We start from the raw sequence: 25,402 nt of genomic DNA on the forward strand, positions 1-25,402 counted from the left end.
CCATAACCATGGGCTTTATTCGGCCGCGTGGCGGGTGTCGGTGACATGCGGCGTGTCATAAGCCTGCCAATGCTCGCGGGCTTTGCTGAAGCTCGTGTCGCCGATTTCGCATTCCAGCGTATCGCCATTCATCCGCACCGGCTGGTTGGGGATTTTGTCATCAAGCCATAACTGGGTCAGCGTATCGATCCGTGCGACCTGCGCGTCTTTGATCGCATCCATGTCGAGCTTGCTGATAGCCGTGAAAATCTCCTTATTCATGCAGGGCGGGTGAGTCCATTGCTGGCTGATCGGGTCGATGACCGGGCGCAGCATCGGGCTCATGCGTACGATATGGCTGCCGCCGATGGCGTTGTCGTTGTTCAGACCGGTCATAACGTGGGCCGTAAAGCTGGCGCTGTCGACTGGTTCAGCCATAACGGCTTTGGCAAGTTTCAGAATGCCGCTGATCAGCCCCGGACCACTTTGCAGTAGCACGTAAGGGGATTTCGTTTTGATCTCGGGATATGGCCCCGGCAGCACGACCGAACCGGTTCCTACCGAAAGTGCCGCAATCTCTTTGGAAATCGATGGGTTCATCGCGATGGCTTCGGTCACCGCCGCCAGCACCGGATTGTTGCAGCCACTGATCGCGCCATCCCAATAGCGGTGACCATTGCTGGCATGGGCCGGGGCGTTAAAATACTGCACCGGCGCATTGGTCGAGGCGTGAATGGCTTCGGCCAGAGTAACGTCTTTCGTCACCGCGCCCATTCCCAATGTGCTGCCGGTATCGGCAGAGCGGAAGAATTTGGCCCGGTTGCGGTCGTAATCGAAGCCAACCATCATCAGATGGATGGCTTTTTGGTTTGCTTCGCCGAGTATGGCAGCGGCTTCACTTAAGCTGATGCCTGCATAGCCCAGGTCCGGTTTTCCCGGAAGTTTCTTCTGATTGAGCACATTCTGAATGCCGGTCAGTTTGCGCTTGCTGCTGTAGCGTGGCCCGATGCCGAACAGATGCGCAAACAACCAGGCCAGCGGGGCCCGGCCATGAATGGGCGGGAATATCGATCTGCGCTGCGCTTTGGTGTGAAACAACTGGTCAAGCTCGTTGGGCGTCATATTCGCAATCAGGCCGCCCAGCACCAGACTGCCGCCGGAATTGGAGGCCGCCATGTCTAAATGGCCTAGAATCTTGTGTCCCGGTGTATCGCCCCCGAATAACGCCTTTAAGGCCCGAACCTCGATCAGCGCCCAGGAACCACCGCCGTCGAGCGTCAGAATGCGATAGGTCATGTTTTCATCCCCTTTAGCCGCAGATTGCGGATGGGGGGAAAATAGAAGCCTAGTGCCCGGTTTGCAATTCTGGGTTGATTAATGTTTGGTGTCGCAATCGGGCAAACGCAAACCGGCCAGCCGTGTCATGCCCATTGTGCGCGCTCCGTCCGCTGCCATAGACAGAGCGAGGACCCTGCCAACCAGGCAAACGCAACGTTCAATGTGGAGGTTCCCGCCCCAAGCAAGTTCAAATAAAGCGGTGCGAAGGCTATGACCGCACCCAGTAAAAGGGCCCTGAGCGCGCTTCCCAATACTGGTTGCTCGCGAATAAATTGACGGGTGGCCGGATCGAATGTGATCGGATCCAGGCGGGTAAGCATAAAGCCAAACAGGAAGCAGGTCAGGGGTATCCCAACCAGAAACGCCGAGTGGACGAGTGTCGGCTGCCAGAAGCGCCTGACTTCCAGGATGGTGCCCAAGCCACAGATCACGCAAAACGCCATACAATGTACTGAACGCACCGGTTGGGACCGTGCGGCACGAAGGATGCCGAAGATAACCACGCAGACGATTGCCCCACTGATATACGAATGCTCCCGCACCGCATGTTCAAGCCAGTCCATTTTCCCCTCCCAAAGGTGTGCACGCATAGATGGTATCAAGGGTTATTTCTACGGTATAGGGGTGTTTTCAGAACTAAGCGCGAATTTCTCGCGGGAAAACAGAAGTCTGCCGCCCGGGCTGCAGTCAGGGGGGGGCGCAATCGGGCAAACGCAAACCGGCCGGTGATAGCACCGGCCGGTTTGTCTCAATTCAGAACAGATGTTGTGTTCAGGCTAATTCGTTGTCGTTGTTGGGCAGCAGCATCCGGATACGCTCTGGATAGGCGGCCCAAACTTCGCCGGCTTTTTCGCGCGGACGATAGAACAAGGCTTCTTCCGGCAGCACGGCGCTACCCTTGACATCGGCGCAATGGCGGCGGAACTGGCGTTCGACTTCATCCTCCAGCTTCTGGGGGATTTCACGCCCGGCTTTTTCGCGCCCGCTGCGGATCGCCCGCATCACCGACCAACGGCGCAGCCCACCTGGATGGGCCGCCAGAACCTTGGCCAGTTCGATCAGTTCTTCAGGGAGATGTTGATCGTCCGGCTGCTCCGCATTGGGCAGCGCGGCCTCGCGTGCATAGGTCATGTGTCTCGCTATTCGTTGATGGCAGCCGAAGATTTCGGCACTTCCCGTTTAACCGTTACGCTCTATACCGGGTTTGTGGCAAAAAAATGGGGATCGGCGTGTGCGACTGCCGCCGACTAACCTAAGCTTGAAGTGGTGCAAAGCGTCGCCTGGAAAGCAGATTAAAGCGCACCGCCATGGCAATTGCGGCCGTGCACAGTGATGTCGCCAGTCCTATCCATACACCGATCCCACCGAGATGGAAACACTTCGACAGAATGATGCAGACGGGAAATCCCAGCACCCAATAGCAGATCGCCGCGATCCACATCGGTAGACGGGCATCTTTTAAACCGCGTAAGTTGAGCGAGGCGGTTACCTGAATGCCATCGAAAATCTGGAACGCCGCTGCGATTTTCAGGAAGGATGCGGTGAGCAGGATAGCGTCGGCATTGTCGGCCGGATCGCCCGCGATGTAGAGCGCGGCAATCGTCGGCGCGAACAGCGCAAAGCACAGCCCACACAGGCTCATGAAGCTGGTCGAGAGCAACAGGGCGCAATAACCGGCGCGGCGCACGGCAAGGCTGTTACCCCCACCTGCCGCCAGACCAACGCGCACCGTGGCGGCCTGGGCAATACCCAGCGGCACCATGAAGGTGATCGAGGCTACATTGATCGCCACCTGATGGGCGGCGACGGCGGCGGTGCCAAAAGTCCCCATCAGCAGTGTCGAGGCCATGAATAATCCGCCTTCGAACAATGTCGTCATGCCGGTGGGAACACCGAGGCGTAAAATCTCGACAAATTTGGCCCAGTCGGGGCGATGAAAGCGCCGCCAGATGCGATAGCGCTTCAGTGTCGGGCTGATCTGCACCACCCCGATCATCGCCACAAAACTGAAGGTATAGGACAGCGTGCTGGCGAGCCCCGAACCGGCCAGCCCCATACGCGGCAAACCAAAATGGCCAAAGATTAGCGCGTAATCGCCCACCGCATTGAACAGGATCGTCAGTATCATGACGATCAGCGGCGCCCGTGGCACGCGCAGTGCGGTCGCATAGTTGCGCAACACCTGATAGCCCAGCACGCATGGTAATCCCAGCGCCAGCGGGCGGATAAACTGCCCCGCGGCTGCGGCAAGCGTGGGGCTTTGCCCGCAGGCGACTAAGATGGGTTCGGCAAACTGGAACATCACGGCCAGTGGCAGCGCCATCAACAGCACCACCCAGAATCCCATGCGCACCACGGCGCGCACCCCGACAATATCTTTCGGATTGGCCCCCAGAATATGGGCGATCATCGGCGAGACCGCGACGGCCGGCCCCATGGCGAACATGAAGGCGAAATTGAACAGGGTCAGACCCAGCGCCGAGCCCGCCAGTGCATCTTTGCCCAGTCGCCCCAGCATGATGACGTCGGTGGTCAGCACCGCCATTTGCGCCAGCTGTGTCGCCACCAGTGGCGCGGACAGGGCGACCAGCGCGCGCATTTCAACAAGCCAAAGGGCACGCCCCTGCGCTTGGGTGGGATGGTTAAGGCTCGACGCAAACATGATGACCGGTTCCGGGATAAAAAAGCATTATAACAAAAAACCCTCCGAAGCGGGCGCTTGGAGGGTGCATGGTAGCTATCGCAAGACCTAGTGCACGCTAACCTCGCCCGACCGGCAATTTACCCATACGGGCGGCCGTTGCGGCTGAAAAGATGGTTACCTGCGACATGGATGGTAAGCTCCGTAACGGGCGGAATTTTGCACGCCCTTTAACAGGATGAGTAGCGCGCTCTACACAATTTTGTCAATCGCACCCGGCTTGAAAGCTGCCCGGATACCGCCATATCTGCGTGCGATAAAGCTTTAAGGGGCGGCGGCCGAACGGTATCGGCCATGGCAGTGTGTGCCGGATTGGTGTTGGTATAAGGTGTCTAATCGTTTGTTGTCGGGCATTGTGCTCGGCTTTGCGTCATTCGCGGCGTTCACGTTCAGTGATGCGAGTGTCAAATTGGTTGCGGGCGGCGTGCCGCCCTATGAATCTGCTTTTTTCGGTGCCGTGTTCGGATTGGTAGCCTTGCCGTTTTTGCGCGGCACCGATCGCTGGGGCGATATATTCGTTACGGTAAACCGGCCGCTGTGGTGGCTGCGTTTTGCCTCGATGGGGATCAGCACCATCGGCAGCGTGACGGCCTTTACCCATTTGCCGATGGCCGAAGCCTTTGCGCTGATCTTTTTACAACCCGCCTATGTCACCGTGATGTCGGTGTTGTTCCTGCACGAACGGGTTCGCCTGATCCGCTGGGGGGCGGTGGTGCTCGGCTTTATCGGTGTGCTGGTGGTGCTGCGGCCGGGCTTTCGTGAATTGTCGATTGGCCATCTGGGTGCGGTGCTGGCGGGCCTGGGCGGATCGCTGTCGATTGTGATCTTTCGTGCCGTCGGACCACGCGAAAAGCGCCTGTCGCTTTATGGTGCAGGTGTGGTGGGCGGCATAACCCTCTGTGGGCTGATTATGGCGGCGCATTTTATCTGGCCGTCGCCACGGATCTGGCTCTGTCTGGCGGGCTATGGTCTGCTGGCGGCCCTGGCCAATGTGCTGATGATGCGCGCGGCGCGCCATGCCCCGGCGGCGGTTCTGGCCCCGACCCAATATAGTCAGATGCTATGGGCTTTGCTGATTGGCGCGGTGGTGTTTCACGACCGTATCGATACCCCGACGCTGATCGGGATTGTGCTGATTATTGGCTCCGGTCTGGTCACGGTGCTGCGCGAGAAAAAGCGCGGCACCGCGCTGCCGCCGCCCATGGAAGGTGCGGCGGCTACCACGCGGCCGGATGCGTGACGCTTGCGGATTAACCGGCGTTTTCAAACAGCGGTGTCGACAGATACCGCTCGGCAAAGTCGGGTACGATCACCACGATATGCTTACCGACAAATTCCGGCCGCGCGCCGATTTCCAGCGCCGCCGCAATGGCCGCCCCGGAAGAAATGCCGCACGGAATGCCTTCGTGTCTGGCGGTCTGGCGCGAGGTTTCAAACGCCGTCTCGTTCGATATGGTGATGACTTCGTCGATCAGATCGCGTTGCAGCAGGGGCGGCACGAAATTGGCACCGATACCCTGAATCTTGTGCGGGCCAGCGCGGCCCCCTGACAGTACCGGCGAATCTTCCGGCTCGACCGCGATGATTTTTACGCCGGGTTTGCGCTCTTTCAGCACCTGCGCGATGCCGGTGATGGTGCCACCGGTGCCGACGCCAGCGACCAGAACATCGACCTTGCCATCGGTATCGTTCCAGATTTCTTCGGCAGTGGTGCGCCGGTGCATCTCCGGGTTGGCCGGATTGCGAAACTGTGCCGGACAAACCGCGCCGGGCGTGGTTTTGACAATTTCTTCAGCCTTGGCCAGCGCGCCCTTCATTCCCAGCGCGCCTTCGGTCAGCACCAGTTTGGCGCCCAGGAATGTCAGCATCTTGCGTCGTTCGACCGACATGGTTTCCGGCATGACGATGATCAGGCTATAGCCCTTGGCCGCGGCGACAAAGGCCAGACCAATCCCGGTATTGCCGCTGGTCGGTTCGACCAGCACCGATTTGCCGGGGGTGATTTTACCGTCTTTTTCCAATGCCTCGATCAGGGCCAGACCAACACGGTCCTTGACGCTGGAAATCGGATTAAAGAATTCAAGCTTGAGCAGGATGTCGGCTTTTACACCGGCTTCGGCGGGCAGGCGGGCCAGACGCACCAGTGGTGTATCGCCCACCGTGTCGGCAATGGATTGATAGATCTTACCGCGGCCGGGTTTCTTTACGCTCACTATATCCTCCTAAATGATGAAATCGGCGCTGGCATTGTCGTCGGTCTGGCCGATGCCGGCGCTGCGCGCCTGCTGGCAGAAGGCTTCGATTGTGACGGCATCCAGTTTGGCCATCACTTCATCCTGCAGCTGCTGCACAAAGGGCGTAACAATCTTGATACCGATTTCGGACTGCGGTGCCACATCCTCGTTGGCTTCATCCTCGACGCTTTCGGCAACACGCACAATATCGCCGACCGAGATGCGGCGGCGTTCCCGCGCCAGCCGATAGCCGCCACGCGGCCCGCGCACGCCCTTTAAGATGCCGGCGCGTACCAGTTGCTGCATCACCTGTTCAAGGTAACGCTGCGGTACACCCTGACGGGCGGTGATTTCCTTGGCCTGGACCGGTTCGGCACGCGGGGTGAACGCAATGTCGATGACAGCTTCCAGCGCGAGCAGGGTTTTACGCGAAAGTTTCAGCATGGTGTCAGGTCTTTTCCACATGCAGTCCGGTGGAGCCGAAGCCACCGGTACCGCGTTCGCTAGAGGGAAGGGCGGTTTCGTCCCATTCGACGCGTTCGTAACGGGCGACGACGAGCTGGGCGATCTTCATACCCCGGCTGATGGTGAAAGCCGTATCACTGTGATTAATCAGGGCGACTTTGACCTCGCCGCGATAATCGCAATCAATGGTGCCGGGTGCATTGAGCACAGTGATACCGGATTTGATGGCCAGCCCCGAACGGGGGCGAACCTGCGCCTCCAATCCGGCGGGCAGGGCAATGGCGATGCCGGTGGCGACCAGCGCGCGCTTGCCCGGCGCGATCACGCATTCTTCTGTAGACAGAAGATCAAGCCCGGCCGAGCCACTGGTGGCATAGGCGGGCAGGGGCAGATCGGCGCCGTGGGGTAAACGTTGAATGGCAACCTTCACGAATGACTCTCCTTGAAAAATGCGGCAATGCGTTCGGTCAGGCGTGTCCCTACGGCGGTTTTATCGAGTTCGGGCCACGTTTCCTGTCCGGTGCTATCACTGAGCAGAATGCGGTTTTTGTCGGCCCCGAACACCGGCGCGGAAACATCGTTGGCCACGATCCAGTCGCAGCCCTTGGCGGCGCGCTTCTTCGCGGCATTTTCGGCCAGCGCCTCGGTTTCGGCGGCAAAGCCGATCACCAGTGCCGGGCGTGGCGTGCCGGTGGCAATGCTGTGTAAGATGTCGGGGTTTTCGGTCAGGCTGTAGCTGGGCGGGGCCCCGCCATCCTTTTTCAGCTTGTGATCGGCAACCTCTGTCGGGCGCCAGTCGGCCACCGCGGCGGCAAACACCGCCACATCGGCAGGCAGCGCCGCGGTACAGGCCGCCAGCATCTCGCGCGCGGTTTCAACCCGGACCAGTTCTACCCCGGCCGGGGCGGTCAGCGCCGTGGGGCCGGAGACCAGCACGGTTTCAGCCCCCGCTGCGGCCAGCGCGGCGGCAATGGCATAGCCTTGCTTGCCCGAGGAGCGGTTACCCAGAAAACGCACCGGGTCAATCGGTTCATAGGTCGGCCCGGCGGTCACCAGCGCCTTTTTGCCTGCCAGCGGCTTAGCGGCCAACAGGTTTTGCACGGCGTCGAAAATCTCGCCGGGTTCGGCCATGCGACCGGCCCCGGTCTCGCCACAGGCCAGTTCGCCGCCATTGGGGCCGATGAAATGGACCCCGTCCGCCTTTAACTGGGCGACATTGCGCCGGGTGGCAGGGTTGGCCCACATCACACTGTTCATTGCCGGGGCCAGCAGAATGGGTTTGTTCGCGGCCAGCAGCACCGCACTGGCCAGATCCCCGGCCAGACCGGTGGCCATTTTGGCCATGACATTGGCGGTGGCGGGGGCCACCACAATCACATCTGCCTGGCGCGACAGGCTGATATGGTCGAAACGGCCCTGTTCATCGGGGGCAAACATGTCCTGCAACACCTTTTCACCCGACAGTGCTGCCACCGTGACCGGGGTGACAAACTGACTGCCGGACTCGGTCAAAACGACACGAACGGTGTCACCATGGGTTTTAAAACGGCGGATCAGATCGAGCGATTTATAGGCAGCAATGCCGCCGCCAATGATGAGCAGAATGGTGCGCGATGTCATGGGTGTTCTGTACCATATACAATACCTGACCGTTATAATTAAAAAATAACGCCATGGGAAGCGTAATTGCTGTGACGATATTGTCCGACTTTAATCTTGTTCCATATCCTATTTAATGGAATCGTAAGTCCTTTCCGAGGAGGCGATATGGCGATTTCTACCGGCGACCTATGCGAATTGGCAGCCGAGCTGGCCGAAGAGCACGGCCGTTCGGCCTATGATTATGCCTGGCGCACCTATCTGTCCTTTGAGGCGGATGGCGAGCGCGAGCGGGCGACGTTCTGGTACGCCTTGTCCGTGCTGCTTGACGATATTGCGGCCTATAACATCGATCCGCAGCTGCCGCGCACGGTCCACTGATCCGCCTCACCTGAAAACTACCTATAATTGCACTTGCGCGATGGGCTGTCATAGCGTCTCATGGTGCGGTTCTCTGTGAGATAGGGGCGGGCGATGACGGATGATCCGCTGGTCAAGCAGTTTTTCGAAAAAGTGTCGTTTCTCCAGATGCAACGCTTTTGGGAGCTGCCATTGCAGGCCGCCCGGATGGCTTTTGCCTCGCTGGCGCTGATGGCCGGTGCCAAGAATGTACCAATCGGGCGGGTCGAAAATATTATAATTCGGGGGGCTGAGGGCAAAATCCCGGCGCGGATCTATACCCCGGTGGCCGCAGGCAGCGGGCCACAGCCCTGCCTGCTGTTTTTTCATGGCGGCGGATTCGTTTGCGGCAGTCTCGACGTTTATGATGGCTTTTGCCGGATGGTGGCTGAAATCTCCGGTGTCAAAGTCATTGCGGTGGCCTATCGGCTGGCACCAGAAAGCCCTTTTCCGGCGGCGGTTAATGATGCAACGGCAGCCATGCGCTGGCTGGTGGCCAATGCAGCCACACATATGGTCGATGTCGGGCGCATTGCGGTTGGCGGCGATTCGGCTGGCGGTAATCTGGCGGCAGTGACCGCGCAGTGGGCGCGCATGGCGTTGCTGCCGGTGGCGTGCCAGTGGCTGATCTGCCCGATGACCCATGTCAGCGAGCAATATATCTCGATCCGCGATCACATCGATGATCCGATCTTAAGCCGCGAGATGGCACTGTGGTTCATCGAAAAATACCTGCCTGAGGGCACCGATCCCACCGATACGCGCCATTCCCCCTTGCTCGAGTATGATTTTGTTGGTCTGCCGCCAGCCTATATCGTGTTGGCTGGCAAAGACCCGCTGCATGACGAGGGGCTGGCCTATGCCGAAAAGCTTCAGGCGGCCAATATCGAAACCACGGTGGCGGATTACCCCGGCATGATGCACGATTTCGTCTTTATGCAGTCGGTCTTCCCCGAAGCCCGCACGGCGCTGACCACCGCCGCCGAAGCCCTGCGCGAGATGCTGCGCTAATCCGCCCCTTCGGTCCGCCACAGGGCGGCGGGGCCGGCCTGTCGCCAGCCGGCCCAAAAGGCGCGGGCGCTGTCGAGCGGGCCGTAATGTTTGGTCAGCCAGCGGATGATGGTTTCGGGTGGGGTGTCGCTGGTGACGCAGTGGCGGCGCACCAGCCAGTCGTTACGCAAAGTCGGTCCGGGCAGGCTGGTATAAACTTGGCGGATTCCCAGCCGGTGCAGAATGTGCAGCACCCGAAAATCGCAATCGCCATAGGGCACGGCAACGACATCGACCGCCTCGCCCAGAATGGTTTGCAGCCGGGCGAAGGAGCGGATGACTTCTTCGTTGATCTCGTCACCCGACAGCGAAAGCCAGCTGGTATGGTGGCAGCCATGCGAGCCAATTTCCATCCCCGCCGCGGCCAGCGCGCGGATATCATCCTCGTTGGCATAGCCGGGGGTGCCGATAAAATCGGTCGAGAAGAAGAAACTCGCCTTCAGCCCGGCGTCCATCAGGGCGGGCAGGGCGATGCGGGCATCGCTTTTATTGCCGTCGTCAAAGGTGAGGTGAATGCGTTCGGGGGCCTGGCCCGCCAGCGCCAGAATTCTGGCAAACCGCTCCTCGCCGGTCCAGAAGCTTCGCTCGTCAGAGACGGCATCTTTTGGCGGCGCGCCTAAACCGTGCAGTTTCAGGCAAATTTTCATAACGCCTGATTCATGCGCGATGGGGGCGGCTTTGTCAAATCAGGCGCAGTGTGCGGGGCGGCCCAAAACGAAAAACGCCCGCAAACCATCAGGCCACGGGCGTTTTTCAAAAACCATAAAGTCCGGCAGATTATTTAATCTTGCCTTCTTTAAAGCTGACATGCTTGCGCAATACCGGGTCGTACTTACGCATCGTGAGCTTTTCGGTCATGGTGCGGGTATTCTTCTTGGTGACATAGTAGAAACCCGTGCCGCCTTCGCTATTCAGTTTAATCTTGGCCGTCGTCGGCTTCGCCATGGGAAAACTCCTGCAATCTGGTGAGATGCGGGGTAAATAACCCAGAGCCGCTTGTCAAGGCGAAGTTTGCAGTTTGGGGTGCTTTAAGTCAAAGTTTACCTTGCCGGACTAGCGTGCAGGCGGGATTTTGCGCCGCCTCGGTTATGCGTGATGCCCGTAACAGGAGCTTGTTTATGTGCGGTTTTGCGGTGGCAATCGACTGGCCCGAGGCAGAGACGGTGGTCGCCCGCCTGATTGAGGGCATTCGCCACCGCGGCGACGTGACCGACCCCATTGCCACGCCACAAACCAACACAGCGATGTGCACGCGCAGATTGTGCATCCTCGACTGGGACCGGGCAATCCAGCCGCAGGCCTCGTTCGATGGCAAGCTGATGGTGTCGTTTAACGGCGAAATCTATAACCATGTTGCCCTGCGCGAGGAAATGAAGGCGGGTGGCGTGCCGTTCCGCAGCGAATCTGACACCGAGGTGCTGGCCAATGCCCTGCGCATCTGGGGCGTGCGGGCGCTGGAGCGGATTTCCGGCATGTATGGTTTTGTTGCGGTCGAACCTGACACCGGCGAATTTCTCGCCGCGCGCGACCCGTTCGGTATGAAGCCGGTCTATGTGGTGCAGGAAGGACAGCGTTTTTTGTTCTGTTCCGAGATTCGTCCCCTGCTGGCGGCCACCGAAACGGCCGATGTGATGCTACTGCCGCCGGGTTATGTGCTGACACGCAAGGCCTGCGTCCGCGGTAATTCGATGATCAAACCGTCCAGCCCGCCGTGGAAAACCGGCGATGCCAAACTGCTTGATAAGCGGCTGGCCGAGGCGGTGGCCTCGCATCTGCCCAGCGATCTGCCTTTTGCCACCTTCTTCAGCGGCGGCATCGACAGCACCCTGATCGCCCATTACGCCCACCTGCTTTACCCCAAGGCCCCGGGCTATTTCGCTGGCAATGAGACCGCGCCGGATTACCCCTTTGCCGCCGAATATGCCGAGATGAACGGCTATGATTTACGTGTTGTGCCGCTCGACCCGGCGGCGATGTTTGCCCGCATTCCCGAGGCGCTGGCCGCCGCAGAATCGTTCGAGCCTAATCTGATCCGCAGCGCAGTCAGCACGCTGGCGGTGGCGGAGCAGATGCATGCCGATGGTCTGCGCATCGCTTTGTGCGGCGAAGGGGCGGACGAGCTGTTTTGCGGATACGCCCCGCTGGAGCTGAGTTTCCTTGATGGTAACGAGTCCGGTCGCCCGGTGCGCGCTGAAACCATCGAGATGATGAACCGCGTTTGTCTGCAACGGGTCGATCGCTGTTCGATGCACTATCAGCTTGAAACCCGCGTACCGTTCCTCGACCCGGCGGTGGCATCGTATGCGCTGTCGCTGGATGCGTCTGCACTGGTGCGGGTCGCCGATGGGGTGCGCTATGGCAAGGTGCCGCTGCGCGCCCTGTATGATCTGTATCCGGATAAACTGCCCAAAAGTATCCGGGATCGTTCCAAAATGCCCTTTGATGATGGTTGTGGGCTGGATGCCAAACCGAAGGATTCGGTGTGGAAGACCGGGTTCAACGACGCGGTGTCAGATGCCGATTTCGAGGATGCCAAAAAGGAATTTGCCGACTTCCTGCCCCAGAGTAAGGAGGAGGTCTATTATCTGCGCCACCTGTCACAGGTGATGGATATCCGCCGGGTGCCGCATATGAAGGGCCGCGCCTGGATCACCACGTCACTGGACCGCTATAGCGAACAGCTCAAGGCCCACGCATTGTAAACAATGTTGATTGATGGCGGCCTCTCTGGCTGCGCGCGCAATTAATCGCGATGAAGACACCTAATTCCCCGATTTGTTCTTGGCGCGCTAAGTAGTATACGAAACACGATTGTATCACGGTCTTGGGGGTATAAGTGCTAATTTCGGAGGGTAATGCTGGCTTTCGTGCTGGCAAAAGTGTTTATCGTGCAGACATTGATGGGTTACGTGCTCTTGCCATTGGTATGGTGGTTGCGTTCCATGCGTTTAGTAGCAAATTCTCTGGTGGCTTTGTCGGTGTAGACATTTTTTTTGTTATATCTGGCTATCTAATTTCCGGAATTATTTTTTTCCAGGTTGAGGGTGGGCGTTATTCCATCTTTAGCTTCTATGCGAAGCGCATAAGACGTATTTTTCCCGCTTTGATCGTTGTACTTGTTGCCAGTTATGTGGCTGGCACCGCAATAATGCTGACATCTGAGTTCCGTGACTTAAGCAAATATATTGCTGCCGGTACGGCATTTCTTGCCAACATCGTGCTTCTCCAAAACAGTGGCTATTTCGGTGGGGATGCAGAACTCAATCCGATGCTGCATTTGTGGTCGCTCGGCGTTGAGGAACAATTTTATATTATTTGGCCAGTATTGGTATATTGGGCTCATCGGTGCAGGGCCGATATGCGCTATGTTCTTGGTATCGGTTTTTTGGCCTCTTTTGCTGCCAACATGTACTTCGTGGTCATAGATGCGTCGGCGGCATTCTATCTCCCATATACGCGTTTTTTTGAGTTACTGATTGGCAGTACGCTAGCCTATTATCACTACACGCTTGCACGGCAGTTAGATAAAACCGATAAAGTTTCTGCGGATATTTTCTCGTCGCGTTGGCATAATATCGTATCGTTCTTAGGTGTTTTGTTGATTGTGGGCGCTGAAATGCTCATCAATCAGGATCGCCTTTTTCCTGGTGCTTGGGCACTGTTGCCAACGCTAGGTGCCGCATGTCTGATTTGGGCTGGGCCGTTTGCATGGGTAAACCGCAGGATTCTTGCGCATCCTCTGTTCGTTCAAATTGGTCTGATAAGCTATCCACTCTATCTCTGGCACTGGCCGATTCTGGCGTTTATGCGTCTGACATATGCCGGTTTTCCGCCTACGCTCTGGCGCTGCCTTGCTGTCGCAGTCTCGATTCTGCTCGCTTGGCTGACGTATCAGTTTGTTGAAAAACAAATACGTTTCCGCAAATCTGGCTGGGTCGTTCCCTTATTGTGCATTCCCGTAGCAGTTTTAGGTGTGGCTGGCCTGTATCTGTACCTGGACCATTCCTGGCATTTACGAGGCTCGGCAGACGATATGCGTCAGCTGGAGTGGGTTGAATCGGAAGATGCCTGCTACGCTGCGTTGGGCGTAACGTATCTAGCTCACCGGGATACCATTTTTTGCCATCTAGCCGATCCCAAGGCGGCAAAAGTCGTGGCCATTATCGGCGACAGTATGGCGAATTCTTTGTATCCTGGTATGCGTGAAGTTCTGGCCGCACGTGGGAGCGGTGTGGAAAATTTTGGTGTCGGCACCTGTGCACCTTTCCGCGGGCTATATGGCAATTTTGCGTGGAACAGGCACTGTGCGCAAATCAATGAGCGTATATATAATACCGTTGCATCTGATCCTCGGGTGACGACGGTCGTGATGGGGATTGCAAATTGGGATCTCGTTAATATGCAATTTGATAAGGTATCGACTAAGCTAACCACAGATCAGAGAATGGTGCGCATGCAAAAATATATTGCCCGTGATGTTGCGTTCTGGAAATCCCACGGGAAAAAACTTGTCGTAACATTCGATGGACCTAATATTGGTATTTCTCCGCGTTATTGCATCAATTCTAGTCAGAAATGCACTGCAGTCGCAGGTGGAAATAAAGATTTCTTGGCGTTTTGGGATAGGCAATTTGGTACGCGTAGTGACCTCTGTGTTTTTCGGCAGTCCCTGTATCTTCGTTCGGGGGAGTCATATTCGCTGCGCCGTAACGGGCGCTTGCTCTACCGTGATGATCATCATTTGAGCTTTTACGGTTCACGTTATATTGCCGAAAAAATGATCAAAAGTTCCTGCGCTACATGGTTATGAAGCCGTAATCGCGCAGACAGAATAGGAAGAGGCCGGGGCGGCACACCGCCCCGGCCTCTTTATTATTTCGCCAGCAGTTCCTTGACCAGTTCGGGCTGGCCGTAGACCTTTTCCAGCGCCTCGGTGATGGCGGCGGTGGAGGCCACAACCGCGCGGTTATCGCGTTCGTCGAAGAAGAACGCACCGCCCAGGCTGTGGATGTTGCCGTCGAAGACCGCACCGATCACTTCACCTTCGGCCGAAATCGCCGGCGAGCCCGAATTGCCGCCGATGATGTCGTTGGTGGTGGCGAAGTCAAACACCGTGGCATCGTTCAGCTTACCCTTGGCCTTCTGCCAACGCGGCGCCAGATCAAAGGGCGACGCATCGGTGGCGCGCTGCCACAGACCGCTGAAATAGGTGAAGGGGGCGACGTCCGTGCCGTTTTCCTTCCAGCCGGCAACCTTGCCGTAAGACAGGCGCAGGCTGAAGGTGGCATCGGGATAGAGGCTGTTGCCATAAACCGCAAAACGCGCCTTGGCGATGCGTTCGTTGGCACGGTCGAGCGGGCCGTCGATCTTTTCTTCGAATTCCTTACGCACGGCACGGCTGGTGGCATCGGTGGCCAGCACAAAGCGGATCATCGGGTCATCCGACGCCTTGATCGCCTTCAGTCCGCCATCCCACAGCGCCTTGCGATAGGTCGGGTCCGCCAGCTTGGAGGCCGCCAGTTTCGCCGCCAGCCCTTCGGGCGATTCCTTGCCCAGAAAGACCTTGGTGCCTTCCGCATCGGCGGTCAGGTTTTCGCGCAGTTTGGACAGCCAGAATTCCAGTGCCAGCTTTTCCAGCTCGGGATAGACCGGCTTGGCATCCAGAATGGTCTTCTGCACCAGCGGCAGACGGCTGTCGCCATATTCCGGCAGGCGGTCGGCGTTGGGCTTGCCACGCTCCTCGGCAGCACGCACCAGCGTGCGGGCATAGGAGAACAGGCTGGAGGCCATGCCAGCGCGGGCTTCGAGGAAGCCATAGGGCAGGCGGATGGCTTTGCGCTCGGGTGCCAGCGCGACAATGTCTGCCCACGGATCACCGATCTCGTGCGCCAGCTTCGGATCGGCCATCACCCTGGAGCGCAGTTCCGCATCGGCCTTGGCTTTGGCTTCGACCATGCCGGGGGTGACCAGCGCGGCTTCATGGCCCGACAAGGCCTTGAAGCTGTTTTCAATGCCGAACAGCAGGCTGTCAGCAATACGCGCATTCTCGGCGCTTTCTTCACCAAAGCGGATCAGACGGCCGCGCAGCTCGGAATACTGAATAAGTGTGCCGGGCAGCGAATAGTCGCGCAAATATTCGAGATCGGCAGCGGTCAGTAACCGTTCGGTCGAACCGGGGTTGCCGGCAATGAACACCGGCTCGCCCGCCTTGGGGGCGGCCACGCGCCAGGTCAGATGATCGGGGGTGGCAACCGGCTTGCCGTTTTCATAAAGCCGCACGAACGAGAAATCGAGGTCATAGCGCGGGAAGTTGAAATTGTCGGGATCGCCGCCGAAGAACGCGGTCTGCATTTCGGGGGCCGCCACCAGACGCACGTCGGAATATTTGCGATAGGTGTAAAGCTTGTATTCGCCGCCCTGATACAGGGTGATGACCTGACAACGGAACTTGTCTTCACGACCGGCGCAGCCGCTTTGTTCGGCCGCAGCAATCGCCGCATCACGCGCCTTGACGTAGTCCTGGCCCTTTTTACCGGCCGAGGCTTTGTTCACGCGGGCGGTAACATCGTCGATCTTGTTCAGAATCTCCGCCTGCATGCCGGGGCACATTTTTTCATTCTTGCGGTCACCGGCAAAGAACCCGTCCTTGATGTAATCGGTTTTACCGGTCGACAGGTTTTGGGCGCAGGCGCGCACACAGTGATGGTTGGTTAGCACCAGACCATCTTTGCTGACCACCGAAGCCGAGCAGCCGGTCGATAGCCGGGCCGAGGCCCCGCGAATGTGGTCGAGCCATTTCTGGTCGATGGTAACACCGTATTTGGCTTTAACGGCCTGCGCCGGGAAATTGTCAAAGGTCCACATGCCTTCGTCGGCAAATGCCGGTCCGCTCAGCATGAGTAGTGCGGCAGCCCCCAGGGCGAATGACCCCACTGCCAGTGTGTGTCTGATCACGTCGTAAAATCCTTCTGTCGTAGACGGACGGGAATGGCCTGAAAATGCCACGGGCTTCAGGGCGGCGCCACCCACATTTACGGGATGGTTGCCAGATCCTTATCTTTTTACCTGAAAAACCTGAACAATATGTGCACGTATGGCGCGTATGGGCTTGCCGTGAAAACGCTTTAGCATAACCACGAATGCCTCTTGCCAGAACGCCATAAGACTCCCATATTTTAAACATGCATGTTGCTCTTGCCCGGCCTTGCAGTGAAACAAGCCCCCTGATCAGGGCGGCTTTCAGGGCCGCGCGATATACCCACATCTCTGGCGGCATGCAGGCCATGCGTTTCGCGCGCATCGGCTATACCTTCCACACACTGTGTTTTGTCTTTGGTCTTCGGCGGCGGTGGCCCGGCTTCGGGCCGCTCCTCGTCATTGAGCAGGAGAATCATCATGGCAGCCAAAACCCTCCCCACCTGGATCGTCGTTCTGGACGGTGCGCAGGCGCGCTTCTTCGCGTTACGTCAGAGCGAGGATGGGCAGGTGTTCGAGGAAATCGCCGAACCGCTGGCGGCAACGCCGCGCGTGGTGGCTAAACCGGGTCGCAGCTTTGCCACCGGCATGGCGCGTGGCGTGGTTGAGCCGCGTCTTAACGCGCGCAAGCTGGAAAAGCACGATTTCGTCCATGAAATTGCCGGTCGTCTGGATGCCGCGGCGGCTCAGAAGGATTACTCCCGTCTGATACTGGCGGCACCGCCGCGTTCGCTGGGTGAGCTGCGCGAGGTGCTTTCGGCCCGTGTACTGAACAAGCTGGTCCATGAAATCCCCAAGACGCTGACCAATCTGCCGACGGACCAATTGTGGAACAAGCTTTCGGTGATGCTGCTGAGTGCAGCCAAGCCACTACCGAAAAAATCCAAGGAGGCGATTCTGCCCGCCATGCCGGTTTCGGTGGTGTTCCGCAGTACCGAAAATTCGCCAACCGTGCAGGCCGATGCCTTGCATTACGCGGCCAAGCTGGGGCGCAAATATGCCCGCATTGAAAGCTGCAAGGTGACCATCTCGGCACCACGTCGGATTTCGCTCAAAGGTAAGTCGTTCACAATTGGTCTGGAGGTGATGGCCGAAGGGCGCAAGATCGCCACCAAGGGCGAATGCAGTGGTCTGCATTCGCACGAAAATGCCCATAGCGCGCTGCGGGATGTTTTCGCCGCTGCCGAGCGTAAGCTGGGTGTCATGGCGGGGCGTCTGGCGGCGGTGGGGGCGCGGGCCGAAGCGGGGCGTCGCGTGGCCTCGGTCAAAACGCGGGCAAAACTGATGCAAGCGGAGGCTTGGGCAGACTGACATAATGCTGTAGTATAACCCATAAGAGCCGGTTGGTTGTGATACGTGGTATCGGCCAGCCGGCTTCTTTTTTTATCCGACTGGGTTGCGTTGGGATTCTGTTTGTATTTAGAATAACTACAAATACGAAGCGGTGTGTAAAATCGCGAAAAATACATAAACGGAGATGAGAATGGCTATCGAATTGCCCGAACTGCCCTATAAGAAGGACGCCCTGGCGCCGCATATCAGCGCGCAGACCCTGGAATTTCATCACGACAAGCATCACGCCAATTACGTCAACACCACCAACAAGCTGATTGCCGGTGGCCCGTTGGAAAATAAGACGCTGGAAGAAATCATTGCAGCGGCCTATGGCGAAAAGCAGACGGCGCTGTTCAACAATGCCGCGCAGGTCTGGAACCATACGTTTTTCTGGAATTCGTTGAAGCCAAATGGCGGCGGTGCGCCGTCGGGTGCGCTGGCCAAACTGATTGACCGGGATTTCGGCAGCTATGATGCCTTTGCGCAGGCTTTTACGGCCGCTGCGATTGGTCAGTTCGGCAGTGGCTGGGCCTGGCTGGTGGAAGAGGCCGGTAAGCTCAAGATTCTGGCGACCGGCAATGCCGACACCCCGATTGCCCGCGGGCTGAAGCCGCTGGTTACCATCGACGTATGGGAACATGCCTATTACCTCGATTATCAGAATCGCCGGGCCGATTTTGTCAAAACCTATCTCGACCATCTGGTGAACTGGGATTTTGCTGCCGCTAATCTGTAAATCCGGGTTCGGTACCAGAAACCTTCCGTAGCGTAAAAGCGGCTTCTGCCATCGGCAGGGGCCGTTTTTGTGTTGAGGCTATGGAAAAACGCTTCGCCCTGACGGCAGGCTGCTTTATGAAGCCTGCCATGTGCGCAGCAACCCCCTCCGAACCCGCCCTGAACTGCAGGCTTTGTCCGCGGCTGGCGGATTTTCGCAAAATGAACCGCAACCGCTTGCCAGACCATTTCAATGCGCCGGTGCCGCGCTTTGGCGGGCTGGATGCCAAGCTGCTGGTGGTGGGGCTGGCCCCCGGCCTGAATGGGGCCAACCGCACCGGGCGGCCTTTTACCGGCGACTATGCTGGCGATCTGCTGTTTGCCACTTTGCTGAAATTCAAGCTGGCCCGCGGTACTTATGACCGCCGCCCTGATGACGGTTTAAGCCTCAAGGGGGTCTGCATCGCCAATGCGGTGCGCTGTGTGCCGCCCGAGAATAAGCCGCTGCCGATCGAAATCCGCACCTGCCGCCCGTTTCTGGTGGAGGAGATTGCGGCGATGAAGAAGCTCAAAGTCATTCTGGCGTTGGGCAAGATTGCCCATGACAGCGTGTGCGATGTGCTTAAAGTGCGCAAAGCCGAGCACCCTTTCAAACATGCGGTGGCCTATGAGATTGGCGCGCAGACGCTGATTTCGAGCTATCATTGCTCGCGCTACAACACCAACACCGGTGTGCTGACGACCGAAATGTTTGAAGCCGTGGTGGGCGAGGCGGCCAGACTGGCCGGGCTACGCTAGGTTTTCGACCGATCAAAATATTGCAGAGTGACAGGCTGATCAGGTGTTATTGATTTGTTGGCGGCCAGAGCCGGGCGGAATGTACCAACGCCTGCCCGCACACGACACTCCTCTAAGTACCGGAAATGTTATATGAAGTCTATGGCGCGATAATTGGAAAGTGAATATTTTATATTGTCTTGAATTGGTGTTGTATGGGGTGTGATACAGTGGATAAAAGAATTATAGCGCATTTTTCATGGATGAAAATTTTTCTGCCTATAATTTTGTTTTCTTTTCTTGTTTTAGTAGTGACTAAAGAAACGTTTTTTGGTGAGATGTTTTCTAGAGTCACTAATTTTAATATTTGGACTCCGTTTTATATTTTAATGTATTTTTCGTATGTGTATTGTACATTTTATTTGTTTAGTATGATTTACTGTATTTTATTTGAGAAGATGGCAGTATTTTGGTTTAAAAGTGGAAGTTTTATTTTTTTAAATCAGTTCATTTTTCGCTTGCATGCTAATGATATTTCAAGTGTTGGTGTGTCACGCATTCAATTTTCAATGTTTTCAAAACGTAATGTTGTTGTTTTTCATTTGAAGTCTGGTGGTGAAAAGTATCTCAATTGTTCTGGATTTGTTGAAGAACCGGACGTGTTAATAAAAGAGATTTATAACGCTATTAATTACAATAATGGTGCAATTTCAGGTGGTGATTGAAATGGTTTTGGTGTAGTATTATGATTTATTACTAATGAAAACCTATTTTCTAAGATTCTGTTTGGAAATTCATGGATGAGCGATCCTTCGGATAAGGAGGTTGCCCATAGCCATGAACATCATGGCCTCGGAAACGTCGAGACGCCGCTCGTAGTCGCGGACTAAACGGCGGTAGCGTGTCAGCCAGCCGAAGGTCCGTTCGACCACCCAACGTCGCGGCAGCACCTTGAAGCCGGAAACGTCGTCGGATCGGCGGACGACTTCGATCACGAAATCCAGGAATGCCGTCTTATCCATCAGCTTTCGTCGGTCATAGGCGCCGTCGGCGAAGAAATGTTTGACCCACGGCCAGCGCTTGCGGATGCCATCGAGGATCAGTTGGGCGCCGGCACTATCGGAGATATCGGCCGTAGTCAGACGGACCATTAGGCGATCCGGCTACCAACTAATAAGGTTTCAACTGGCTTAAGTTTTTGCCTTGGGGCAGAACCAGCAATAGGTATGGTTGAAACTGAATGTATGGCCGTTCAAAAAAACAGATGTTCCATCTACCGTGTGAAAACGTTGTAGCTATAAAACGCCTTAGGTTTACGGAAACAGATTACCGCAGATATGGTGTTCAGAAAGATGTAGCTGGGTTACGCTTCACCTGCTGCCAGTTTGAACTGGCCGGTCAGCCGGGCCAGATCCTGCGCCCCGTCGGCCATCAGCTTGCTGGCTGATGTGCTTTGGGCCGCCATGGCGGCGTTCTGCTGGGTGGCCTGATCCATTTGGGTCACCGTGCTGTTGACCTCGGCAAGGGCGGTGGCCTGTTCGTTCTGGGTGGCGGCAATCTCGCGCATCAGGCTGTGGATTTCGTCGATGTCAGCGGCGATGTGCATCAGTACCTTGCCGCTTTCCTCGACCAGTTTGACCCCGCTGCCAACCTCGGTCTCGCTGGTTTTGATCAGCGCCTTGATCTGTTTGGCCGCTTCCGCCGAACGCCCGGCCAGCGCCCGCACCTCGGAGGCGACAACGGCAAAGCCCCGTCCGGCTTCGCCCGCCCGCGCTGCCTCGACCCCGGCGTTCAGCGCCAGCAGGTTGGTCTGAAAGGCGATCTCGTCGATTACGCCGATGATCTGGGTAATCTCGCTCGACGCGGTGGCAATGCGCTGCATGGCCTGGTTCATGCTGACAGTGACGGCTTTGCTGCGCTCGGCATCCTGTTTGGCACTTTCGGCCTTCAGGTTGGCCTGATGGGCGCTCGCCGCCGAGCGGCCCACCGTGGCGGTGATCTGTTCGACCGCGGCGGCGGTTTCTTCCAGCGCGGCGGCCTGTTTTTCGGTGCGCACGGCCATTTCGTCCGCTGCCTTGTGAATCTGGCTGGAGGAGGACGAGATATCGCTGGTGGCACCGTCGATCTCGCCCATCGCTTCCGACAGATGCTCCAGTGCGGTGTTGAAGTCGTTCTGCAACTGCATATAGGCGTCGGGCAGGTCGCGGTTCAGCCGCACGCTGAGGTCCCGTGCCGCCAGCGCTTTCATGCCCTGACTGAAATAGGCCATCACCACCTCCATCGAGCGGCGCTGAACATGGGCCCAGCGTTTGGCCTCGGTGGCGGCAAGCCGTTCCTTGCTGCGCTGGCGGATGACCGCTTCGCGATCGCGCTTGTTCTGTTCAAACTTCGCGATGGCGCGGTTAAAATCCTCCTGCAGGCCCAGATAGGCCTCCGGCAACCCATCGGCAGACAGCCGGTAGGTGAAATCGTCGTCGGCCAGCGCCCGAATCCCGGCACCGAAGGTTTCCACCACCAGCGCACGGTTGCGGGTGAGCAGTTCGGCTTCGGCCTGACGGCGTTCCTCTTCCGCGGCATGGCGGTCGGCCTGTCGCTGGCGGGCGATCTGCTCGCGCTCGTACAGGTTCTGCTTCATGTTTTCGAGCGTTTCGGCAATCTGGCCGGTTTCGTTGACATCGTCGCGGTAGGGGACTTCGACGGTCTTGTCGCCGTGATGGATGCGCTGCATGGCGAGGCCAAGCAGGCGGAAGCGCCGCGCCAGACCAAAGGTGATGATGGCGGTCAGGCTCAAGCCCAGCAGGGTGATCAGCCCGGTGAGAAACAGAAAGGTGGCAAGCCGCCCGGTCAGTTTGTCGATGCGGGCATCCAGCAGGCGGGCCAGTTCGCGATTGGTCACGCCCCAGCTTGCATCAATCGCACCGGTAAGTCCGGTCAGGGTGGTTTCGTCACCTGCACCACCGGTAATGCCTGCTTCGGCTGTCTGGCTTTGGGCCGCGATGGCCGCCGCCAGCCGGTCCCGCGCGGCTTTGAGCGTTGCCGCCGTGACGGGATTATTATGCATGCTGCTGTCGAGCGATTGCAGCGCGCCCCGGGCCGATTGCTCGTAGCGGCCCAGCACCCGGGCGATGCGGGCCGGGCGGGTCGGATCACTGACCGGCAGTTTCAATGCCGCATCCAGCGCCAGCGCATCCTGCAACAGGGTGGGCAGCTTCACCGTGACCACATCCATGGCGTAGTAGCTGTCCAGATCGGGGTCGAGGGTGAGGTTGGAAGCATCCGCCACCGCGGCGATCAGCTGACCGGCGGCGGCGCTGCGTGCTTCGGCCCCCTTGGCTGCGGCGAAGGTGGTATAGGCTGCGCCGGTGGCAAAACGGGTATCGTAAGCCGCATGATCCGGGATAACGCTGCCTTGTTGTAATGCCTGCCAGATCAGATGGTTATAAGCCGTTCCTGATCTTTCTTTGCGGGCGAAGTCGATATTTTCCAGACCGTATTTGGCCAGCAGGCCTGTGCTGACGGCGGCGGAAAGAAAGAATAGACCCGAGATCAGTATCAGGCGGAAACGAATGGAAAGCTGACGATTAATAAAATTAAGCATACGCGCACCTTTTGATGCCCGTATTCTACGAAATCAGGCGCGGAATGAAACAATTTCGGATTGTTTTGTCCGTGCGTACATGTACAGGTGTATGAAGGCCCGAGGGCTATATTTGAAGCGGGCACAGTAAACCCGTCGGCGGCACAGTGTCATTTGCGTTGAAACTGTAACGTCTTTTCGGCGTCAGAAGCGTTCGGGTGTTGAATAATTGTGCTTCTGCTTGCGATTTGTGCGCAATTATTATGCAAGGCCTGGTCGCAAAAGAAAAGTGGGGCATGCGTAAAATTTAAGCATGTGGCCCGGGGGCGGATGCGACATATCTGCGCAATAGTGCTTTTCGGACAATGTATTAGCGTGGGGTGCTGCCAGGGCGGCGTTTTGGGGCTGCCAAAATTAAAGGCGGCGAATCGCTTCGCCGCCTTCTGTACCTGATACGCCGGATTGGGCTTAGTGCTGCGGCCCGCCGCCACCGCCAGGATTCTGTTCCTGACTCATGGTGCCCGGCATACCCGGTGTGGCGTTGAACAGCTGCTGCAGGAAGGTGATCTCGCGGCCACGCGTCGGCGTCTGGCGCGATTCAAAGGCAAAGACGTGACCATCCTGTAGCCCGTAATGCTTCATATCGACCACTTTGCCATCCGCATCGAAATAGACCGCCAGAATCTTGCGCGACAGCACGATGGTGTCGAAGAAGGCGACCTTCTTCTCGACGGTCGAGACGTAATACCAGGCATCATTACCAAAGGTTGCCTGCATCGACGGATCGCCGAGCTTGGATTCAATGGTTGCCTTAGTATCCGCACCGGCGGCGATATACGCCTCGGTATTGGGGTCTTCGAGGTACCCGCGATGACTGATGACGGGGGTACAGTTCGCCAAGACCAGCAAGGCGGCGCAAAGCACGATTTTTTTCATACGGTGACCCTTGACCGGTTCGTCCATTCAGTGTGCTAACCTTGCCTGCGCCCGGTTGCAAGATGTTCCGGTATAAGGCACGCAGTTTCTGTAAACGTGGAAGGCTCAAAAGCATATCAGAATGTTATGGCGGGACAAAACGATACACCGGGCAGCGCTCAAACGCGATGCCGGGAAACTTTATGAAGGTCTGATGCATCAGGCCCGTCTGCCGGTTTTCTATACGGAGCTGAAAGTGGCCGACACGGCCGATGGCCGTTTCGATATGTTGGCGCTGCATGCTTTCCTGATACTGGAGCGGCTCGGCGAGGCCGGGCAGGCGGCGCTGGCCAAAGCGCTGATCGATCGCATCTTCGCGGATTTCGAAGCGGTGATGCGGGAATCCGGCGCCGGTGATGGCGGTATCTTCAAGAATATCAAAGCGTTGGCAGGCGCTTTTTATGGGCGCTTGCAAGGCTATGGCGCGCTGCGTGATGGCGCTGACTGGCGGGATGCGCTGCGGCGGAACCTGTATCGCGGGGCGGATGGTGTGCCGGTCGAACGGTTGGCGCGCTACTGTCTGGCGCTGCGCAAGCAGTTGGCGCTGTGGTTGCCGCCTGCCGGTGCGCTGGATTTCGGCCCGCTCTGCCCGTAATGTGTTTTAAGGCCGCAGGGAAAATGCGCACGGCACATGCGGCAAATGAATAACGTTCAATAAGCTGTTGTAATATTGGGTTGAAGTATGGATCAGCAAAAAGACGACCTCGCGCCGGTGAGCCGGTTTATCAAACTGTCCGACCTGACCATGGCGGGCAGCGACATCGATTTCGTCGCTGAGCCCGAGGAATTGATTCGGCTGGCTCAGTGGGCTGACCTGGTTTGCGTGCACAGTTTCACGGCCAAGGTGAATTTGCGCAAGTTATCAAACCAGCGCTTTGCCCTGCAGGCCGATCTTAAGGCAAAGATCGAGCAACGCTGCGTTGTTACGCTGGAGCCCATGGTAACCGAGATTGCGGTGTCGGTGCGGCGCGAGTTGCTTTATGCGGATCGTCCGGTTGAGACCGGTGGGGAATTAACTTTATCGGCCGGGGATGACGATGTTCCCGATACAATAGACAGCCTGCATTATGATTATTGTGCGCCGTTGCTTGAGGAATTTTCGCTCAATATTGACCCGTACCCCCGCAAAGTTGATGATGGATACATCCTGCCGGCGGATGTGTCGGGTGAGGGGGGGGCAAAGCCCGATAACCCCTTTGCCGTTTTGGCTCAATTAAAAAAAGCTGACCCGTCTTAAAACTTCCTGCTTGAATCCCGCAGCGGTTTCCTGTTCACTCCGGCCTC

25 protein-coding genes and 1 pseudogene are annotated in these 25,402 nt (G+C 57.5%); 11 read left to right on the plus strand and 15 right to left on the minus strand.

Features of this window, described 5'->3' with window-relative positions; translation table 11 throughout:
• Positions 1-15: 15 nt before the first annotated feature.
• From ACZ5RI_RS08355 to ACZ5RI_RS08370, 4 genes are all read right to left on the minus strand, one after another.
• A complete protein-coding gene (locus tag ACZ5RI_RS08355; protein WP_464510992.1) occupies positions 16-1,275 on the minus strand; it encodes a patatin-like phospholipase family protein in 1,260 nt (419 codons plus the stop codon).
• A gap of 125 nt (positions 1,276-1,400) precedes the next feature.
• Positions 1,401-1,880: a hypothetical protein gene (locus ACZ5RI_RS08360; protein ID WP_464510996.1), complete on the minus strand. Its 480-nt coding sequence runs from the start codon at positions 1,878-1,880 to the stop codon at positions 1,401-1,403.
• A gap of 208 nt (positions 1,881-2,088) precedes the next feature.
• A complete protein-coding gene (locus ACZ5RI_RS08365) occupies positions 2,089-2,448 on the minus strand; it encodes a hypothetical protein (RefSeq protein WP_464511000.1) in 360 nt (119 codons plus the stop codon).
• Positions 2,449-2,569: 121 nt separating this feature from the next.
• Positions 2,570-3,916 carry an MATE family efflux transporter gene (locus tag ACZ5RI_RS08370; RefSeq protein ID WP_464511005.1) on the minus strand — a complete coding sequence of 449 codons (1,347 nt, stop codon included), beginning with the start codon at positions 3,914-3,916 and terminating at the stop codon, positions 2,570-2,572.
• A gap of 430 nt (positions 3,917-4,346) precedes the next feature.
• On the opposite strand from ACZ5RI_RS08370, the gene ACZ5RI_RS08375 reads away from it, so the two are divergent.
• On the plus strand, positions 4,347-5,258 hold the full coding sequence (locus ACZ5RI_RS08375; RefSeq protein ID WP_464511010.1) for a DMT family transporter: 912 nt from the start codon (positions 4,347-4,349) through the stop codon (positions 5,256-5,258).
• A 10-nt stretch (positions 5,259-5,268) separates the two neighbouring features.
• Here ACZ5RI_RS08375 and cysK read toward each other — a convergent pair whose 3' ends face one another.
• Genes cysK through coaBC form a run of 4 tightly spaced genes read right to left on the minus strand, consistent with a single transcriptional unit; the run spans position 5,269 to position 8,337 of the window.
• Positions 5,269-6,234: a cysteine synthase A gene (gene cysK, locus ACZ5RI_RS08380; protein ID WP_464515573.1), complete on the minus strand. Its 966-nt coding sequence runs from the start codon at positions 6,232-6,234 to the stop codon at positions 5,269-5,271.
• 6 nt (positions 6,235-6,240) lie between these two features.
• Positions 6,241-6,696, minus strand: a complete 456-nt coding sequence (locus ACZ5RI_RS08385) for an RrF2 family transcriptional regulator (RefSeq protein ID WP_464511014.1) — start codon at positions 6,694-6,696, stop codon at positions 6,241-6,243.
• A gap of 4 nt (positions 6,697-6,700) precedes the next feature.
• Positions 6,701-7,147, minus strand: coding sequence for a dUTP diphosphatase (gene dut, locus ACZ5RI_RS08390; RefSeq protein ID WP_464511018.1), 447 nt, complete (start codon positions 7,145-7,147; stop codon positions 6,701-6,703).
• A complete protein-coding gene (gene coaBC / locus ACZ5RI_RS08395) occupies positions 7,144-8,337 on the minus strand; it encodes a bifunctional phosphopantothenoylcysteine decarboxylase/phosphopantothenate--cysteine ligase CoaBC (protein ID WP_464511023.1) in 1,194 nt (397 codons plus the stop codon). Before coaBC ends, dut begins: the two co-directional genes overlap by 4 nt.
• Positions 8,338-8,484: 147 nt before the next feature.
• Here coaBC and ACZ5RI_RS08400 point away from each other — a divergent pair, with 147 nt between their 5' ends.
• Entirely contained in the window at positions 8,485-8,697 is a 213-nt protein-coding gene (locus ACZ5RI_RS08400; protein ID WP_464511027.1) for a hypothetical protein, read from the plus strand.
• Positions 8,698-8,790: 93 nt separating this feature from the next.
• Positions 8,791-9,726: an alpha/beta hydrolase gene (locus tag ACZ5RI_RS08405; protein WP_464511032.1), complete on the plus strand. Its 936-nt coding sequence runs from the start codon at positions 8,791-8,793 to the stop codon at positions 9,724-9,726.
• Here the strand turns inward: ACZ5RI_RS08405 and ACZ5RI_RS08410 are convergent.
• Positions 9,723-10,412: a polysaccharide deacetylase family protein gene (locus ACZ5RI_RS08410; protein WP_464511036.1), complete on the minus strand. Its 690-nt coding sequence runs from the start codon at positions 10,410-10,412 to the stop codon at positions 9,723-9,725. The genes ACZ5RI_RS08405 and ACZ5RI_RS08410 overlap by 4 nt on opposite strands.
• Before the next feature lie 130 nt (positions 10,413-10,542).
• Positions 10,543-10,710, minus strand: a complete 168-nt coding sequence (gene rpmG, locus ACZ5RI_RS08415; RefSeq protein ID WP_464511039.1) for a 50S ribosomal protein L33 — start codon at positions 10,708-10,710, stop codon at positions 10,543-10,545.
• Between the two features lie 173 nt (positions 10,711-10,883).
• Between rpmG and ACZ5RI_RS08420 the strand changes: the two genes are divergently transcribed.
• Together ACZ5RI_RS08420 and ACZ5RI_RS08425 are read left to right on the plus strand one after the other, a co-directional pair.
• Positions 10,884-12,467, plus strand: a complete 1,584-nt coding sequence (locus ACZ5RI_RS08420; RefSeq protein ID WP_464511044.1) for an asparagine synthetase B family protein — start codon at positions 10,884-10,886, stop codon at positions 12,465-12,467.
• 134 nt (positions 12,468-12,601) lie between these two features.
• Positions 12,602-14,575, plus strand: a complete 1,974-nt coding sequence (locus tag ACZ5RI_RS08425; protein ID WP_464511048.1) for an acyltransferase family protein — start codon at positions 12,602-12,604, stop codon at positions 14,573-14,575.
• Positions 14,576-14,637: 62 nt separating this feature from the next.
• Here the strand turns inward: ACZ5RI_RS08425 and ACZ5RI_RS08430 are convergent, their stop codons facing one another.
• Both ACZ5RI_RS08430 and ACZ5RI_RS08435 read right to left on the minus strand, forming a co-directional pair.
• Complete coding sequence (locus ACZ5RI_RS08430; protein ID WP_464511053.1) at positions 14,638-16,719, minus strand: S46 family peptidase; 2,082 nt, start codon at positions 16,717-16,719, stop codon at positions 14,638-14,640.
• 221 nt (positions 16,720-16,940) lie between these two features.
• Positions 16,941-17,162: a hypothetical protein gene (locus tag ACZ5RI_RS08435; RefSeq protein ID WP_464511057.1), complete on the minus strand. Its 222-nt coding sequence runs from the start codon at positions 17,160-17,162 to the stop codon at positions 16,941-16,943.
• Between ACZ5RI_RS08435 and ACZ5RI_RS08440 the strand changes: the two genes are divergently transcribed.
• From ACZ5RI_RS08440 to ACZ5RI_RS08455, 4 genes are all read left to right on the plus strand, one after another.
• A complete protein-coding gene (locus tag ACZ5RI_RS08440) occupies positions 17,161-18,051 on the plus strand; it encodes a host attachment protein (protein WP_464511060.1) in 891 nt (296 codons plus the stop codon). The two genes, ACZ5RI_RS08435 and ACZ5RI_RS08440, sit on opposite strands and share 2 nt — an antisense overlap.
• Before the next feature lie 172 nt (positions 18,052-18,223).
• On the plus strand, positions 18,224-18,811 hold the full coding sequence (locus ACZ5RI_RS08445) for a superoxide dismutase (protein WP_464511065.1): 588 nt from the start codon (positions 18,224-18,226) through the stop codon (positions 18,809-18,811).
• A 128-nt stretch (positions 18,812-18,939) separates the two neighbouring features.
• A complete protein-coding gene (locus ACZ5RI_RS08450) occupies positions 18,940-19,587 on the plus strand; it encodes a uracil-DNA glycosylase (protein WP_464511069.1) in 648 nt (215 codons plus the stop codon).
• Between the two features lie 209 nt (positions 19,588-19,796).
• Complete coding sequence (locus tag ACZ5RI_RS08455) at positions 19,797-20,291, plus strand: hypothetical protein (RefSeq protein WP_464511080.1); 495 nt, start codon at positions 19,797-19,799, stop codon at positions 20,289-20,291.
• A gap of 69 nt (positions 20,292-20,360) precedes the next feature.
• Here ACZ5RI_RS08455 and ACZ5RI_RS08460 read toward each other — a convergent pair.
• The 3 genes and pseudogenes from ACZ5RI_RS08460 to ACZ5RI_RS08470 form a co-directional block, all read right to left on the minus strand.
• A pseudogene (locus ACZ5RI_RS08460) lies at positions 20,361-20,720 on the minus strand (transposase); the annotation flags it as partial.
• A 209-nt stretch (positions 20,721-20,929) separates the two neighbouring features.
• Entirely contained in the window at positions 20,930-23,164 is a 2,235-nt protein-coding gene (locus ACZ5RI_RS08465; RefSeq protein WP_464511084.1) for a methyl-accepting chemotaxis protein, read from the minus strand.
• A gap of 447 nt (positions 23,165-23,611) precedes the next feature.
• Complete coding sequence (locus ACZ5RI_RS08470) at positions 23,612-24,079, minus strand: outer membrane protein assembly factor BamE (RefSeq protein ID WP_464511090.1); 468 nt, start codon at positions 24,077-24,079, stop codon at positions 23,612-23,614.
• Between the two features lie 121 nt (positions 24,080-24,200).
• Between ACZ5RI_RS08470 and ACZ5RI_RS08475 the strand changes: the two genes are divergently transcribed.
• Both ACZ5RI_RS08475 and ACZ5RI_RS08480 read left to right on the plus strand, forming a co-directional pair.
• Positions 24,201-24,713 (plus strand): ubiquinol-cytochrome C chaperone family protein, encoded by a 513-nt coding sequence (locus tag ACZ5RI_RS08475; RefSeq protein ID WP_464511094.1) that lies wholly within the window; start codon positions 24,201-24,203, stop codon positions 24,711-24,713.
• An 87-nt stretch (positions 24,714-24,800) separates the two neighbouring features.
• Positions 24,801-25,355 (plus strand): YceD family protein, encoded by a 555-nt coding sequence (locus tag ACZ5RI_RS08480; RefSeq protein WP_464511098.1) that lies wholly within the window; start codon positions 24,801-24,803, stop codon positions 25,353-25,355.
• The last annotated feature ends 47 nt before the right edge of the window (positions 25,356-25,402 follow it).

Source organism: Micropepsis pineolensis (assembly GCF_055392125.1).